12 protein-coding genes are annotated in these 14,865 nt (G+C 37.9%); 3 read left to right on the top strand and 9 right to left on the bottom strand.

Features of this window, described 5'->3' with window-relative positions; all coding sequences use genetic code 11:
* Positions 1 to 289: 289 nt before the first annotated feature.
* From sbnI to sbnA, 9 genes are read right to left on the bottom strand one after another with little or no spacing between them, the layout of a single operon-like run.
* Positions 290 to 1,054, bottom strand: a complete 765-nt coding sequence (gene sbnI / locus KA845_RS07405) for a bifunctional transcriptional regulator/O-phospho-L-serine synthase SbnI (RefSeq protein ID WP_210127899.1) — start codon at positions 1,052 to 1,054, stop codon at positions 290 to 292.
* 14 nt (positions 1,055 to 1,068) lie between these two features.
* Positions 1,069 to 2,256, bottom strand: coding sequence for a type III PLP-dependent enzyme (locus tag KA845_RS07400; protein WP_151508235.1), 1,188 nt, complete (start codon positions 2,254 to 2,256; stop codon positions 1,069 to 1,071).
* Entirely contained in the window at positions 2,253 to 3,026 is a 774-nt protein-coding gene (locus KA845_RS07395; RefSeq protein WP_103388285.1) for an HpcH/HpaI aldolase family protein, read from the bottom strand. Before KA845_RS07395 ends, KA845_RS07400 begins: the two co-directional genes overlap by 4 nt.
* Positions 3,001 to 4,776 carry a staphyloferrin B biosynthesis protein SbnF gene (gene sbnF, locus KA845_RS07390; RefSeq protein ID WP_167867762.1) on the bottom strand — a complete coding sequence of 592 codons (1,776 nt, stop codon included), beginning with the start codon at positions 4,774 to 4,776 and terminating at the stop codon, positions 3,001 to 3,003. Before sbnF ends, KA845_RS07395 begins: the two co-directional genes overlap by 26 nt.
* On the bottom strand, positions 4,766 to 6,460 hold the full coding sequence (locus KA845_RS07385) for an IucA/IucC family protein (protein WP_031266731.1): 1,695 nt from the start codon (positions 6,458 to 6,460) through the stop codon (positions 4,766 to 4,768). The genes sbnF and KA845_RS07385 overlap by 11 nt, the downstream gene beginning before the upstream one ends.
* A complete protein-coding gene (locus KA845_RS07380; RefSeq protein ID WP_021459511.1) occupies positions 6,450 to 7,709 on the bottom strand; it encodes an MFS transporter in 1,260 nt (419 codons plus the stop codon). The genes KA845_RS07385 and KA845_RS07380 overlap by 11 nt, the downstream gene beginning before the upstream one ends.
* Complete coding sequence (sbnC, locus tag KA845_RS07375) at positions 7,702 to 9,465, bottom strand: staphyloferrin B biosynthesis protein SbnC (RefSeq protein WP_210127897.1); 1,764 nt, start codon at positions 9,463 to 9,465, stop codon at positions 7,702 to 7,704. The genes KA845_RS07380 and sbnC overlap by 8 nt, the downstream gene beginning before the upstream one ends.
* 13 nt (positions 9,466 to 9,478) lie before the next feature.
* The gene (gene sbnB / locus KA845_RS07370; RefSeq protein ID WP_103388288.1) at positions 9,479 to 10,489 is read right to left on the bottom strand and encodes a 2,3-diaminopropionate biosynthesis protein SbnB; all 1,011 of its coding nucleotides are present in this window, start codon (positions 10,487 to 10,489) and stop codon (positions 9,479 to 9,481) included.
* A complete protein-coding gene (gene sbnA / locus KA845_RS07365) occupies positions 10,486 to 11,466 on the bottom strand; it encodes a 2,3-diaminopropionate biosynthesis protein SbnA (RefSeq protein WP_021459514.1) in 981 nt (326 codons plus the stop codon). Before sbnA ends, sbnB begins: the two co-directional genes overlap by 4 nt.
* A 218-nt stretch (positions 11,467 to 11,684) precedes the next feature.
* On the opposite strand from sbnA, the gene KA845_RS07360 reads away from it, so the two are divergent.
* Genes KA845_RS07360 through KA845_RS07350 form a run of 3 tightly spaced genes read left to right on the top strand, consistent with a single transcriptional unit; the run spans position 11,685 to position 14,686 of the window.
* Positions 11,685 to 12,677 (top strand): ABC transporter substrate-binding protein, encoded by a 993-nt coding sequence (locus KA845_RS07360; RefSeq protein WP_021459515.1) that lies wholly within the window; start codon positions 11,685 to 11,687, stop codon positions 12,675 to 12,677.
* 18 nt (positions 12,678 to 12,695) lie between these two features.
* Positions 12,696 to 13,691, top strand: a complete 996-nt coding sequence (locus tag KA845_RS07355) for a FecCD family ABC transporter permease (protein ID WP_103388290.1) — start codon at positions 12,696 to 12,698, stop codon at positions 13,689 to 13,691.
* On the top strand, positions 13,688 to 14,686 hold the full coding sequence (locus KA845_RS07350) for a FecCD family ABC transporter permease (protein WP_103388291.1): 999 nt from the start codon (positions 13,688 to 13,690) through the stop codon (positions 14,684 to 14,686). The genes KA845_RS07355 and KA845_RS07350 overlap by 4 nt, the downstream gene beginning before the upstream one ends.
* The last annotated feature ends 179 nt before the right edge of the window (positions 14,687 to 14,865 follow it).

The following is a 14,865-nucleotide window of genomic DNA, read 5'->3' as shown; positions in this document are numbered from 1 at the left end:
TCGCTACATTTACTTAGTAGGAAATAATGTCGACCTATCAAATTATCTGATACGTAAAACCTATATCCTGTTGGCAGTGATTTATGCCGAATCCTGTGGGAAAAGAACTAGCCGAAGACTACAGGCTGAGTCAGTGTCCACGGAAAGCGTGCATAAAAACAGCCAATATACCAAAAATGAGAGGCACTTTTAAAAACAAGATTTTCCTATTTTTTATAAATTTTAATTATCTTTTAAACATTAATTTGGACTCAAAAAAGACAGAGCATACTTGCCCTGTCTTGCGATTTTACTGTTCTACTAAATATACTTTCTCTGCATAACAACGAATGCTATTGATTTTATCAGCTAAAAAATTATGCCATTTTATCATTCTCACATGTACTGTTGCTTCTGTTAAGATATGCAACGGCACTTGTAAGTTTAAACAACGTCCAGAAATATTGAAACGTGTCACACCTGCTGGTACTGTCTCACCTCGTGCCACAACGGCTTCAATTTCTGTAATATTGAGTGGTTGATATTTTAACAACACTTCTTCATCAGACAACTCATTTATTTCTCCCTGTGCGATACGTTCGACTGTGTAGCTCTTACTATAGCTGGCAACGACTTTAGACCAGGCAGCTAATTTAGCCTGCCCTAAGTCATCGGCGTATAAATATTGTTCATGGTGACGTTGGCATACTGTAATGAATGGTGTTTCTTGTCGTGCTTCAGTAGTCCAAGGCAAAGTCGGATCTTGTTGTAAGTTCTGCCACCATTTACCAGCCGACACACAATGATGCCACGTCGTGATCGCATACTTACTCTCATCAATGACTTGAACAGGAATAACATTACAACCTAAAGCTTTTAAACTCGTAAAGCGATGAACACCATCTATTACCATATATCTCCCTGATTGCAGTTGCACTACTAGAATCGGATGTCTAATAAATTGATCTGCTGCAATTTGTGCTTGCGTTTTAGTTAATCTACTAGGTTCAAAGTCTTCATGTAAATCGATGCGTTCGACGGGCACAAGCTGCAACTGTTGATACACTTCCTGCATAAAACTCCTCCTTGTTATTCAGTTAAATAAATAAATGTTGGATGAGGATGGCTTAAAAAGTCATGATGTGAAATCGACCAACCATAAGCACCAGCATAATTAAAAATAATGACATCACCTGTAGTTAAAGAAGGTACTGTTATGTCTTTAGCCAAGACATCTTTTGGTGTACACAACTGTCCGACAAAAGTGACTGGTTTTTGAGCCACGCTAATACGCTCAAAAGCATAAGGATTATGGCTTACAGGATATATTTCAAAAGGATGATTGTGTTGCCATGATACTGGCAGTCTAAATTGTTGTGTCCCTCCTTTAAGAATCGCATAATATGCTTGGTGCACGCGTTTGATATCCAACACTTCCGTCACATAGTAACCAATATGCGCCACTAGATAACGACCACATTCAAAGTTTAATGACACCTCATGCATAGCTTCGTCATCAATGACTTGGTGAAAACCATCGACAAATGTTTGCCAGTCAAATTGCTGCGTTAAATCTGCATAGTTCACACCAATCCCACCACCTAGATTGAGATGGTGTAATGTAAATCCATGTTGATGTGCCCATGTTTTAGCTTTTTGAAAATATAAACGCATCATTTCGACGTGTAACTGCGCATCTAAATTATTAGATATAGAGTGAAAATGAAATCCTTCGAGCTGAATATACGGTAGCTCTAAAGCTAACGCAATAGCTGAATCAATCTGTTCTTCCGAAATACCAAACTGCGTTGGTCTACCTGCCATGTGTAAAGTTGCATTAGGGAAAGGTCCTGCTAAATTTACACGCAATAATACATTCATCTGTTGTTGTCTCGTAGCTAACAATGCATTCAAACGCTGTAGTTCATAAATACTTTCTACGTGAATGCGTTGAATACCTTGATCTACAGCGTAAGCTAACTCTTCATCTGTTTTTCCTGGGCCACCAAAGATAATGTGTTGTGCTGACTTATGGGCCAAACCTTTAGCAATCTCACCTTGTGACGCTACTTCAAAGCCAGTAACATCTTCACTTAGTGCTGCTAAAATAGATGTTTCGCTATTCGCTTTCATCGCATAATACATGTCACAATTTGCTGGTAATGATGCTGTTATTGCTTGTACATGTTTGTGTAACGCTGGTAAATCATAGATGAAATGGCACATTGTTGTGCCGTTTGTTTTCAAATGTGCTATTGTGTCATGTAATCGTGTCATGTTGTATGCGCTCCTTTATGTACAGATAATTCTGACTTTAAATGACGATACAGTTTACCACGCTCATCACCCAAGACAAAGGCGTTTACACCTCGTTGTAACCACATCTTTTGTTGTGCTGTATCTCTAGGTAAGGCACAGAAATATTTATCAGCTGCTTGTGTCACATCATGCATATAACGTAGTGCAGATTGTACGGTATCACTCGTCGTTTCCCACGGAATACCGAAAGATTGTGAAAGATCTGCAGCACCTTCGATAATCATATCTAATCCTTCAACTTGAACGATATCTTCTAATGCTGCAATACCTTCTTTATCTTCAATCATCGCAATCACTAAAATGTCATTATTTGCATCATTCATATACTCAGTTAATGGAATCTCGCCAAATTTCGCCATGCGTCCACCATTCAAACTGCGCAATCCCTGTGGGTAATAGCGACTTAATTGTACGACTTGTTCTACCTTTGCTTTATCAGTCACGTGTGGCACAACAATACCACGTGCCCCCATATCTAATACTTTGATAATATCGCGTTCGATAGCTTGCGACACTCTTACAATTGGGGTTATCTGTGCCGCTTCAGCTGCACGAATCATGTGTTCTAATGTTTCATCATTAATGGCAGTGTGTTCACTATCAATGATGACAAAGTCATAGCCACTCGCGGCAATAATCTCAGTTACCAGTGGATTGGGTATAGAGTTAAACATGCCGTATAATTGAGCGCCTTGTGCTAATTTATTTTTGAGTGATAATGTCATCATATGCAATCACTCCTAACGGGTTTGAGACATGGTGAATTCTAAGTTCCGTATCTTCTAACAAACGACGTGTCGTTAGTTTTTCTACTTGAATGGTTGTTTCACATAAATCAAAATGCGCATAGTTTGGCAAATTGGGATGCTGACGCTGATATGTTTCCAACACTGCATAAACATATGCCCATTGACTGTGTTCATCTAAAGCGTAGTATTTCTCAATAAACATAATGATTTCCGAAATGTTAATAAAGAAAAATGCATCCAACACAAAGTCTCGCACCAAAGCTATATTATCGGTTTCAATAAAAGAATTACTATTGATTTTTTTATGTTCTTCTGGCGTATCTTGTAATTGTGGATTACTTGCCATATCACTAAGTAAATCTCGCTTAAAACGTATACCATCATGAAAATCCTTAATAGCAACACGTGTCGGCCAACCATCTTCATGAATCAACATCATATTTTGCGCATGCGATTCTAACGCAATGCCGTGATAGTACAACATATGAATAATAGGTTGTACTGCTACTTTGATAAATTGTTGTGTCCATGTTGCTACACCATAGCGTTGCATCCATTCATCAATGAGTGGTCGCCCGTTTTTCTCCTTACTATAAAGTGCATTAAAAGGAATCGCGTCTTCTTGTGCACTTAAATAGTGGTGTAAATTTTCACGCCAAATCACAGCTAACGCACCGTACGTTGCTTGTTGTTTAGCAGTATTAGCTGTAGGTGATTGATAAGACATACCCATAATTTCACCTAAAAAGATAGTTTGTAACTCATCTTGCAAATAGCTATCTGCTGCTTGAATTCGTTTTAACCAATCTGTTATTTGAGCTGCATTCTCAATCGTATGTGGGGCTAAAATCCGCTTCGTGGATGTATTGGTAATGCTTAATGGTACTTTGAGATAGTATTTTGTTGTATCTACAGGTGCTAAGGTACGTATCGATTGTTGTGGTCTATACGTTTCGAGTGATTCTCCTAAATAAATAATATCCCCATTTAGCCACTCCTCTGCTAAGTCCGTAGCAACAATGTGGTCAAATTGCCACGGATGTACCGGTAGCCATACATAGTCGATTGTTTCATCACCCTGTGCACTTATTGTTTGTTGAAATTGTCTATAAGTCGTAGCATCCAATTGTTGTGCTAATAGTTGTTCAGGTTCTATTCCTGTGGCTAACGTACGTTCAATATGTTGCTGTGGAATAGCTAGCCATTTGATTGTGAATTCAGGCTTAAAGTCTGGACCATAGCGTAAGTTGTCTTCTAAAGTAAAGCCTAAACGCGACTTATAACTTGGATGATATGGATGTCCTTCACTCGCATATGATTCTAGAGCATCAAACGTTAAAGTTACATCTCCCTCAGATGCCTCCTTATATTGAAGCGCTTGACGGTCCTTCAATTCTGTCTGTAACAACTCTTGAATAAACGCTTCAATTTTAGTTGTATTTTTGGGGAAGGTGTATTCCACTTCGCGTAATAATTGTGCGTAATTCACAGTTGCTTCATATTTACCTTTAGCATTACAACGTAACACTGATGATTGTAAGGTTAAACGTTGAAAACTAAATGCTTCCTTCACAGTAGCATGGTACGTAATATCTCCAGCGTCAATAATTATCGTTGCTTTTTGGTCATCCTGACTCACTTCATAATGCACGATATTTTCATATATTAATGATGTTACTAATTGATTCATAATACGTTGTTTCACTAGCTGTTCAGTGTTAGGTATCATATTGTACCTCCTTAGTCATTGCGATTGGGTTTGGTATATCTGTATAAATAGGGTTTTCGCCACAATCATGAATTTTACTAATCAAGTTAGCTTTTGCCGCGAATACTGGACTATTACATAGATCTGTTACATAAGTCGACCATGCTGCTGAACTTGTCTCTTCTTGTAACCATGATTGCAATATGTCGTGCACGTGTGACCATAAAGTCAATTCTTCACCCTTATGTTTTCCAACAGTCGCTACAAGATGACCGAGATGATTGACAATAATATAATATTTGAAACGTTGCCAAGCAGCCTCATCACTGTAGACTACTGGACTGTTGTTTGCGACTACTTGTGGGGCGAGCTGTGCTGCTTCTGCTTTCTTACGTGATAGACATACACCTTCTAAGTCACGCACATAATAGGCAATAGGACGACCGTCTTTTAGTTCAATCAAGGAATTTTGTACATGACCTTCTAAACTAACACCTGTATTTACAAACAGTTGTAACATCGGTTTTAGTGTTAAGTTCAAATAGTCTTTCAACCACGTTTTTACAGTTAACTTACTCATTGATAGTTGTTTACTTAACAGCGAATTACAACTATGTGGCATCGTCTCGAATAGACTCGCTAATACATGAATTTCTTTTTGTGGATGATAGTTTTCAATACCTTCACGCACGATCATGGCACTGTTAGCTAACAGATCAAAATTCTCTTTTGTCTTATGTGGTCTGAGGGCACGATAGCCTTGTTCGAACATTAATTTAAATTGCGCTGTTTCATACTCTGTTTTGATAGCAGCAATCACTTGTGCTGCATCAATTGTACGTTCCACTTGTTCATAATCATTCGTTCTAACAAAGTTAGTAATTTTCACTTGGATAGGTAATTTTAAATAAATATTTAACTCTTTAGCAAAAACGGTCCTCACAGATGACGTCGGATATAATACATGACCGCGCTCTCCTATAAGTTTAATTAACCCTTGTGTAACCCATTGTTGAAAATCTGCATTATCTTGTAGGACAGTAAGTTGAAATGGGTGTAGCGGTAATAACGTATAGCCTTCAGTCAGTTCAGACGTTGATAATTTAGCCAACGCTAAGAGTGTGTCATTGACACTAACTGCTGTGCCTGTCACATAACGCTCGACGATGAGTTCATTTGCGACTTCAACATAATAAAGCTGGAACTTAGCTTGACATTCAGGCGCATAACGTTGTAAATCCGCTTCACTAAATCCTACTGAACTCTTTGGCGTTGGATGAAATGGGTGCCCTAAATATAATGATTGTTCAGATAGTATATACGGGTTGAGCGACTGTTGTTGCTCTCGATATGCTAAATAATGCGCTGTGCGTTCTATACTGTTTTTAATATCGTTACTAATTTCAGACATGCGCTCACTTAACACCGCATCACCTTGTCCTAATTTGTCACATAGTTTAGTAATAACTTCTAATGGTGCTAATGACGTCGTCACAGCTGTTTGTTGTAGTTGTATCTCTGGTTCATACGCATGATGCCCCATGGCTGACCAATAGTGAAATTGGCCAGTTAATTGTTGGGAGTCATCAATGGTAATGTGCCACATATTGTCTTCTGGCTGTCTATGATATAACTGATGTTCTCTAAAATAGACATTTAACATTCGTTCTACCGCAGCATGCGCTGCTATATTTTTATTTTGCACGTCTGTCATTCAACTCCCATAACTTCATTGATATTTGATATTCTGACATTTCATTGACTCGTGAAAAGAGTAAGATTAGACTACTGCCGATAAAAATAACTCCCATTACTATAAAAGTTATGCTCGGGTTATAACTACTTGTCACCACAGCACCAAACATACTACCAATCACTTGTCCTACCACCAACATGCTATTGGTTGAACCAACGAACGTACCTTTTAAATCACGGTGGCATGCTTTAACTACTACATACATCACGCTTTGAATTAAGGCACTGTACGTCAATCCTTGAACAATTCTAAAAATCATAAGCATCCATATATTAGTAGCCAAACCTTGTAGCACTACACTGAAACCGCAAACTAATGCCGTTAGTAAATAAACTTGTTTGACATAATTTTTATCATTTAAGCGTCCCCATAACGGCGCACTGAGAATTGATGCTGTCCAAAATACTGACTGCACTATACCGACAGCTGATTTGTCATCTAATAGAGTTGTATTTACACCTGCCGTTAAAGGCGCTAACGCTGTCATCATGCCATACATAGCTAAGTTAGCTAAAATACCCACTATAATAAAACGACATGTCGTCTGCGTACCAAGTAAACAGTGAAAAGATTGGAAAACACCACATGTCACAGTTGCTTGCTCATTAGTATGTTGACGATGTGATGTTTCTACTAAAAATTTCACACCTATGACACAGACAACAAACGTAATAATCGCGATAATTAACAACAGTGATTGAAAACCAATCATTGCTGCCACAATGCCACCAATTAATGGGCCTACTAAGGAACCCGCACTAATTGCACTTTGCAATTTTCCCAGCACTTTACCGCGCATATCATCAGGTGCTTCACTCGTCGCAAAAGCATTTGATGCGTCTACGACACCACCAAATAACCCTTGCAACAAACGTACAACAACAAATTGTAATGGCGTTGTACAAAGTGACATGAGGAATAAACAAACCGCTAACCCTAGCAACGCGCGTAACACCATCCATTTGCGGCTAATTTTATCACCTAATTTGCCCCATAACGGTGATGACACCATAGTAGTAATTGCTGGTGCAGCAATTGCTAGACCACTCCATAATTGAATTTCAGTCACAGATAATGCTTGCAGTGATGCAATGTAAATGGGTAACAATGGCACTAAAATCGTTAAACCGGCAATAGAAATAAATTGACTCAGCCATAAAAGTCGAAAATTACGATACCAAACTGCTACATTAGTCATAACGTTTCATAGGGTTCGCTATAGTCCCAATACTAGAAGGCATGCTTCCACCACCAGAGCCTTGCTGTTGTAATAACGGTAAAAGTATCCGTTTAAAAGGCCAAGTGTCTGCTGTAAACAATAATGTAGTTATTTGTTGTTTGGTATCAGGGGCAAAATTAAGCGTTTCGACTTGCTGTTTCATAGCGTGTTTAATGCGTGTCATCAATTGAGCTTCTTTAATGTTAAAAGTATGATGCAGGGCATCGACAATTGCATATAAATTTACTGAAACACCCAACGTTTGGAAGTACGTAAAAAATGTTGCTAAATCATCATTAATCAACGTATTCGGTGAGTTTTGACTAATTGTGTACTCTGGTATATTGATGTCATTGGCTTGCATCAATGGTGGATAAATACGCACAGTATCATGATCACGTAACACACACTGTTGAACGTGCCCCTCCTGAAATGATAGTAAGACATTTTGTCCATGTACCTCTGGCAACACACCATACTGCATAAATGTCATAACCGTTTGAATAAAATGTGCCACAATATCATCAAATAATGCTAGGACATCATCTTGTGTAATCTCTTTGACTGGTTTATCTATGATTAATGCATATAATTTTGTGTCATGTGCGGCAAGTGCTGCCATAGACACTAACTGTGTATGATCTGCCATTACACTCTCAGGATAACTTCTAAGCTGTGCGGTTAAATGCCCTATTTTATCTGCAAAAATATCGCCATCTGCCTGCATAAATGACCACCATTGCCGTTCATTGCATAAAGTTACCGTATCGGCTAAGTTCTTATCTTGTGCTATCACTTGTCTTAAAAGCCCTTCTGCTTTTTCGCCATTTAATAGATATCGCGTAGGCGTCAGTCTGAGGGCACCTAATGACTGCATAGCAAAAGGTACTTTAAGATGATGGAACGGGTCTTGCACATCAATGAGTGAACGTATCGACGATGATGAGACGTAATTTCCAAACTTATAATTGAGTGGCACGATAACACCTGTAGCTAATTCCCCTTGGAACATAGGTCGAATAATATGTTCCCATTGCCATGGATGTACTGGAAACACCATATAGTCAGCTGCCGTCACCTCATGTTCTCTTAACAGTTGTTTCACTTGAATATCGGTTAATCCTAATGTCTCCATCAATGCCGCTTCTTCCGCGACATCACCTGCAATAAGGTAATCGCGATGAATAGCTACAGTTTGTAGTGCAAACGATTGACAATATTCGGCTTGATAACGCTTATAGTCTGTTTCTGACAATTCACGTTTTTCCTTTGCTAAAGGATGAAATGGTCGATCCTTTAAACTGGCTAACTGTTCTGCTTGGATGAACGTATTATCAGCTAATGTTAAGTGCGTCAATTGGTCTGCTAATTGTTGTTCGGCAGTCATCAATCCTTCTGCAAAACGTTGCACATTCAAGTTGTCGCAGCGTGCTGCATTCATTGATACTAGTGCCTGCCATAAAGTCACAGCATCAGCTATATGCTGCGCTGTCTTTGAATGCAATACCACAGTGTCACTTGCCAAGCGATATGTATTCAAGCCACTTAAATATACAGGTATCGATAACGTTTGAGCTGCCTGCTGATAATGTAAAATAGTTGCAGTTGGTGTCTGTTCTAGTTGACTTTTGGACCATAATTCAAAAATATCTTCACACAACATACTATCTACCAAATCTCGCAGTATGTGTAGTTGTGCTTTCTGTTGCTGTAGTTGCGCTGTAACTTGCATCATTGCATGACACTCCTTAATACAGGTTTAATGTTGTACCAATCTGTTGTTGTTGCGCGCGTTTGTAGATATGGTAGGCACTGCTAATATCTTCAATTGCCATCCCCATAGGATTAAGTAAGATAATTTCATCATCATGTTCACGTCCAGGTTTGTCTCCAGTCAACAATTGTCCTAACTCAGCATGCAATGCATCTTCACTAAAACGACCTTCTAGTACGAGTTGATTCAAAGTCTTTTTCTCTCTATTTGCTTGCGACCAATCATCGACAATGACTTTATCAGCTTGAACAAAGACTTCTTTTTGAATATCCATAATCGAAATATTACTGATAAACACGCCTTTTTGAAGCCATTCATATTCAATATAAGGCTGGTCTGTCACAGTACAAGTAATTAATACTTCCGCATGTTCTACTGCTTCACGCGCTGTACTGGCCTGGACAAAATTCACATCAGGATATGCAGCTGCCCATTTACTCACAAACTTATCGCTCGCTTCCAGAAATTGATCATATACATAAACTTGCTGTATATGGTCAAATTGTTCCAACATACTTTGTAGTTGGCGATCACCAATTAAACCACAACCAATAATTGTTAAATCTGTAAATCCTTCTTTTGCCAAGTGTTGTGCTGCAATGACAGACACTGCCGCAGTTCTCATACTACTAATTAAACTTGCTTCCATTACGGCAATAGGATAATTCGTTTCTGGATCATTTAAAATAATAACGCCACTCGCACGTTCCAATTGTCTTTTCGTTGGATTATCATGTTTACTTCCAATCCACTTAATACCTGAAACTGGATCTTGCCCACCAATATGACTTGGCATAGCAATAATACGATCTGCAATATGCCCCTCCTTGCCTTGTGCACGTAAATACGGCTTTAGTGGTTGGACAAAATCTTGTTTTGCATGTGCTGTTAAGGCTTCAGATAGTGCTGCAACATAGACATCTGAATGATCGCCACCTGCTTGTGCTACATCTGTTCTGTTTAAATACAATAATGCTTTATTCATCGTGATAATGCTCCTCTGCTCTCTTTTATATGATTAAACCAGTCGTCCGAATATACTAAATCTAAATAACGGTCGCCACGATCCGGTAAAATTGTAACGATTGTTTTATTGTGGTCCATATTGTCGATAATTTCGGCTATGGCCGCAATAATTGAACCTGTTGAACCACCAGCAAAAATGCCTTCTTTATCAACTAAGCGCTTACAACCAAGTGTAGATTGATAATCATCGACATGGACAACTTGGTCGATTTCTTGTTTGTTTAATATTTCTGGTACTCTACTCGCACCAATTCCTGGTAATTCTCTATTTGTAGGTGTGTCACCAAAAATGACTGAACCTTTCGCATCAACAGCGATAATTTGTGCTTGAGGGTGATGTTCTTTAATTTTGCGACTCATCCCCATAATGCTTCCTGTTGTACTTACTGGTGCAATAAAATAATCAATCGGTTCTGCGATTTGGTCGACAATTTCAGTGCCCGCACCATGATAATGTGCCTGCCAATTTAATTCATTGGCATATTGGTTAATCCAATAAGCATTTGTTGTTTCATTGAGTAACGTCTGTACTCTATTAATGCGTGTCATTAAATAACCACCATTTTCATCAGGTTCAGAAACCATGTCGATATTTGCACCATAACTTTTAATGATTTTTAAATTCGTTTCAGAAATTTTAGGGTCAACGACACATGTTAGTGTTAATCCTTTAATTTTAGCTATCATTGCTAAAGCAATACCTAAATTTCCAGAGGTACTCTCAATTAAATGCGTATCCGACGTAATTACTCCACGTCTCAAGCCGTCTTCTATAATGTATTTTGCAGGCCTGTCTTTCATACTGCCACCAGGATTCATATATTCTAATTTCGCGTAAACTTTATGATTAGGAAATAAGTGTTTAAGTTGAATCATTGGTGTATTACCTATACATGAAAGTAAAGAATCATTGCTGTTCTTACGTGCTTCGTCCAATTGAATTCCTCCTACAATAATTTAAAATGAGTAACACAATCAATTGATAACGATTATCATTATCAATGGCTGTATTATATTTTTTCCGACAACATATGTCAACTCACAATTTAATTATTTAAAAAATCTAAAATTTTTATTGACTTATTCATAAAGTTATAAGATATTTATATATGAGAATGATTATCAATAGCAAATGGGAGGTCTCATTCAAAACGATGAAACATTTAACAAAATTATTAGTAGTTGCTTTAGCATTAGTTGTGCTATTAGCAGCTTGTGGGAATAACAGTTCAGAGAAATCTGCAAACAATAAAGAAGATAGTAAGTCCGTTAAAGTAAAACATGCTATGGGGACAACTGAAATTAAAGGAAAACCGAAGCGTGTTGTAACATTGTATCAAGGCGCAACTGATGTCTCTGTTGCTTTAGGCGTTAAACCTGTAGGTGCCGTCGAGTCTTGGACACAACAACCAAAATATGACTATTTAAAAGATGACTTAAAAGATACCAAAATAGTTGGTCAGGAACCTGCGCCTAACTTAGAAGAAATTTCTAAACTAAAACCTGATTTAATCGTGGCGTCAAAAGTACGTAATGAAAAACAATACGAACAATTATCAAAAATTGCGCCAACAATTACGCATGACACTGTATATAAATTTAAAGATACGACTAAAATGATGGGGAAAGCATTAGGGAAAGAAGATAAAGCGGATGAATTGTTGAAAAAATACGATGATAAAGTAGCTCAATTCCAAAAAGACGCGAAAGCAACATATGGTAAAGAGTGGCCAATATCCGCTTCTGTTGTCAACTTCAGACCAGATCATGCACGTATCTATGCAAGTGGATACGCTGGTGACATCTTGCATGATTTAGGCTTCAAACGCCCAGAAGCACAACAAAAGCAAGTAGACAAAGGTAAAGATATTATTCAATTAACATCTAAAGAAAGTATTCCATTAATGGATGCTGATCATATCTTTATGTTTAAATCAGATACAACGGCCAAAGATGCTAAATTAACTAAAAAAACGCAGCAAGAATGGACGAATAGTAATCAATGGAAAAACTTGTCAGCTGTAAAATCTGACGATGTTTCCGATAACGTTGATGAAATCACATGGAATATGGCTGGCGGTTACCAGTCATCACTCAAATTAATTGATGATTTATATCAAAAATTAGATATCGAAAAACAATCTTAATGCATAAGGAGTTACATCATGTTACTTAAACCTCAGTCTAAGTTAATACTCTCTGGTTTATGTCTAATCGTTGTAACCATCTTAAGTTTAATAGTTGGGAATACGCTTGTACCACTATCTCAGTTGGTACAGGCGTTCTTCCACTTTGATAGCTCAAACGATATACATATTCTCATTATCGAATCACGTGCATCCAGAACTATTATCGCATTATTAACTGGTGCAGCATTAGCAGTTTCCGGATTACTCATGCAAGTTTTAACACGTAATCCCATCGCTTCTCCAGGCCTTTTTGGTGTTAATGCTGGTGCTGTCTTTTTCGTCATCGCAGGCTTAACATTATTCAGTATTCAATCATTTGAAGCACTCATTATACTAGCATTTATAGGCGCTATTTTAGTCACTGTGGTTGTTATTATGTTGGGAATGTTCAAACAAGCACAATTCTCGCCAAAACGAGTGATATTAGCAGGCGCAGCAATCTCTGCCCTCTTCAGTGCTTTTACACAAGGTATAATGATTATGAATGAAAATAATTTACAAAGTTTTTTATTTTGGCTAAGTGGTTCTGTTTCATTTCGCAATATTTGGGAGGTTCCATGGGTAATTCCTCTGATTGTCATCGCTTTAGTAGTTGCCTTGGCTTTATCTTCTCGTATTAACATTTTAATGACGAGTGATGATATTGCGACTGCCTTAGGTCAAAATATTAAAATAACGAAATTTATCATAATCATATTAATCAGTGTGTTAGCTGGCGTCTCAGTAGCCATTGCAGGTTCTATTATGTTTGTAGGCTTAATTATTCCAAATATCAGTAAAAAACTATTACCACCTAACTATAAATATTTAATACCATTTAATGCTATAAGTGGCGCGATACTCATGTTATTATCCGACATCATTGCACGTATCATCATTCAACCACTTGAACTACCCATTGGTGTGATTACCGCAATTATCGGTGCCATAACATTGATTTATATTATGAGGAAAGGAATTCAAAGTATATGAATGAGTCACTTACCAAACAAGATTCAAGGCGTTTAGTTGTCGCGATGCTACTATTAAGTGTCTTGGCAATCATTAGTTTAATGCTGGGCTCAACGTTTATTTCACCCTTGAAGATAATCGCTTATATCTTTGACCCTGCCAACAGCCCAGATCAATTTACACTTGAAGTGTTGCGATTACCACGTATCACACTTGCCATCGTTGCCGGTGCTGCATTAGGTGCCAGTGGCTTAATCTTGCAAAATATCTTAAAAAATCCTATTGCCTCTCCAGATATTATTGGTGTTACTGGTGGTGCGACCTTTGGCGCAGTAACTTTTATTGCTTTTATCAGTAGTTTAAGTATCCATTGGTTACCACTCTTTTCCTTAACTGGTGGTGCCTTAGCGATGTTGCTGCTCATCAGCTTCCAACATAAAGGAAATTTGCAACCAACGACTATCGTCATTATTGGTATTGCTTTACAGACTATGTTTACAGCTTTAGTGAATGGTCTCCTCATCATGACCAAACAATTATCTGCCTCTAAAGCCTATACTTGGATTGTCGGTAGTTTATCCGGTGCAACCTTTGATAGTAGCTTAATTTTAGCGATTATCATACTTTGCGTAGTGCCATTGTTAGCTATCGTAATTCCTCGTATGAAGGTGTCTATTATGCATGATGACGTTGCAACTGGCTTAGGTTTAAATGTGAATCAAACAAAATTAATTCAAATGTTAATTACAACCGTTTTGGCAGCGTCAGCGATTAGTTTTGTCGGTAATATTGGCTTTGTCGGTTTAATTTCACCGCACATTGCTAAAACACTTATTAAAGCCAGTTATTTAAAACGCTTAGTTATGTCAGCTATTTGTGGTGCTGCTTCAATTTTGCTTGCCGATTTAGTTGGGCGTACTATCTTCTTACCGAAGGAAGTACCTGCGGGTGTCTTTATTGCCGCATTCGGCGCACCATTCTTCATCTATTTATTATTAACAGTTAAAAAAATATAAACTATATCTTAATTTCGAGGCTGGGACAATATTCATTCGTCCCAGTCTCTATTCATATTGGCAGTAGATGACTGTATTGAAAATGCGCTTCAAATCAAGCTTTTTTCAATGCTAGTCATCCTTGCCGGGGTGGGACGACGAAATCTTTTTATCAAATTAGATTTCTGTCCCACATCATG

Origin of the sequence: Staphylococcus sp. GDX8P114P-2, assembly GCF_017892945.1 — a bacterium.
GTDB classification, from domain to species: Bacteria; Bacillota; Bacilli; order Staphylococcales; family Staphylococcaceae; genus Staphylococcus; species Staphylococcus arlettae.
This window is presented reverse-complemented; position numbering and strand designations above follow the sequence as displayed.

What these genes read in the sequence shown, in the direction of transcription:
- sbnI (WP_210127899.1), bottom strand. Translation starts at nt 1,054, where the DNA reads ATGCAGGAAGTGTATCAACAGTTGCAGCTTGTGCCCGTCGAACGCATC.
- KA845_RS07400 (WP_151508235.1), bottom strand. Translation starts at nt 2,256, where the DNA reads ATGACACGATTACATGACACAATAGCACATTTGAAAACAAACGGCACA.
- KA845_RS07395 (WP_103388285.1), bottom strand. Translation starts at nt 3,026, where the DNA reads ATGATGACATTATCACTCAAAAATAAATTAGCACAAGGCGCTCAATTA.
- sbnF (WP_167867762.1), bottom strand. Translation starts at nt 4,776, where the DNA reads ATGATACCTAACACTGAACAGCTAGTGAAACAACGTATTATGAATCAA.
- KA845_RS07380 (WP_021459511.1), bottom strand. Translation starts at nt 7,709, where the DNA reads ATGACTAATGTAGCAGTTTGGTATCGTAATTTTCGACTTTTATGGCTG.
- sbnC (WP_210127897.1), bottom strand. Translation starts at nt 9,465, where the DNA reads ATGATGCAAGTTACAGCGCAACTACAGCAACAGAAAGCACAACTACAC.
- sbnB (WP_103388288.1), bottom strand. Translation starts at nt 10,489, where the DNA reads ATGAATAAAGCATTATTGTATTTAAACAGAACAGATGTAGCACAAGCA.
- KA845_RS07360 (WP_021459515.1), top strand. Translation starts at nt 11,685, where the DNA reads ATGAAACATTTAACAAAATTATTAGTAGTTGCTTTAGCATTAGTTGTG.
- KA845_RS07355 (WP_103388290.1), top strand. Translation starts at nt 12,696, where the DNA reads ATGTTACTTAAACCTCAGTCTAAGTTAATACTCTCTGGTTTATGTCTA.
- KA845_RS07350 (WP_103388291.1), top strand. Translation starts at nt 13,688, where the DNA reads ATGAATGAGTCACTTACCAAACAAGATTCAAGGCGTTTAGTTGTCGCG.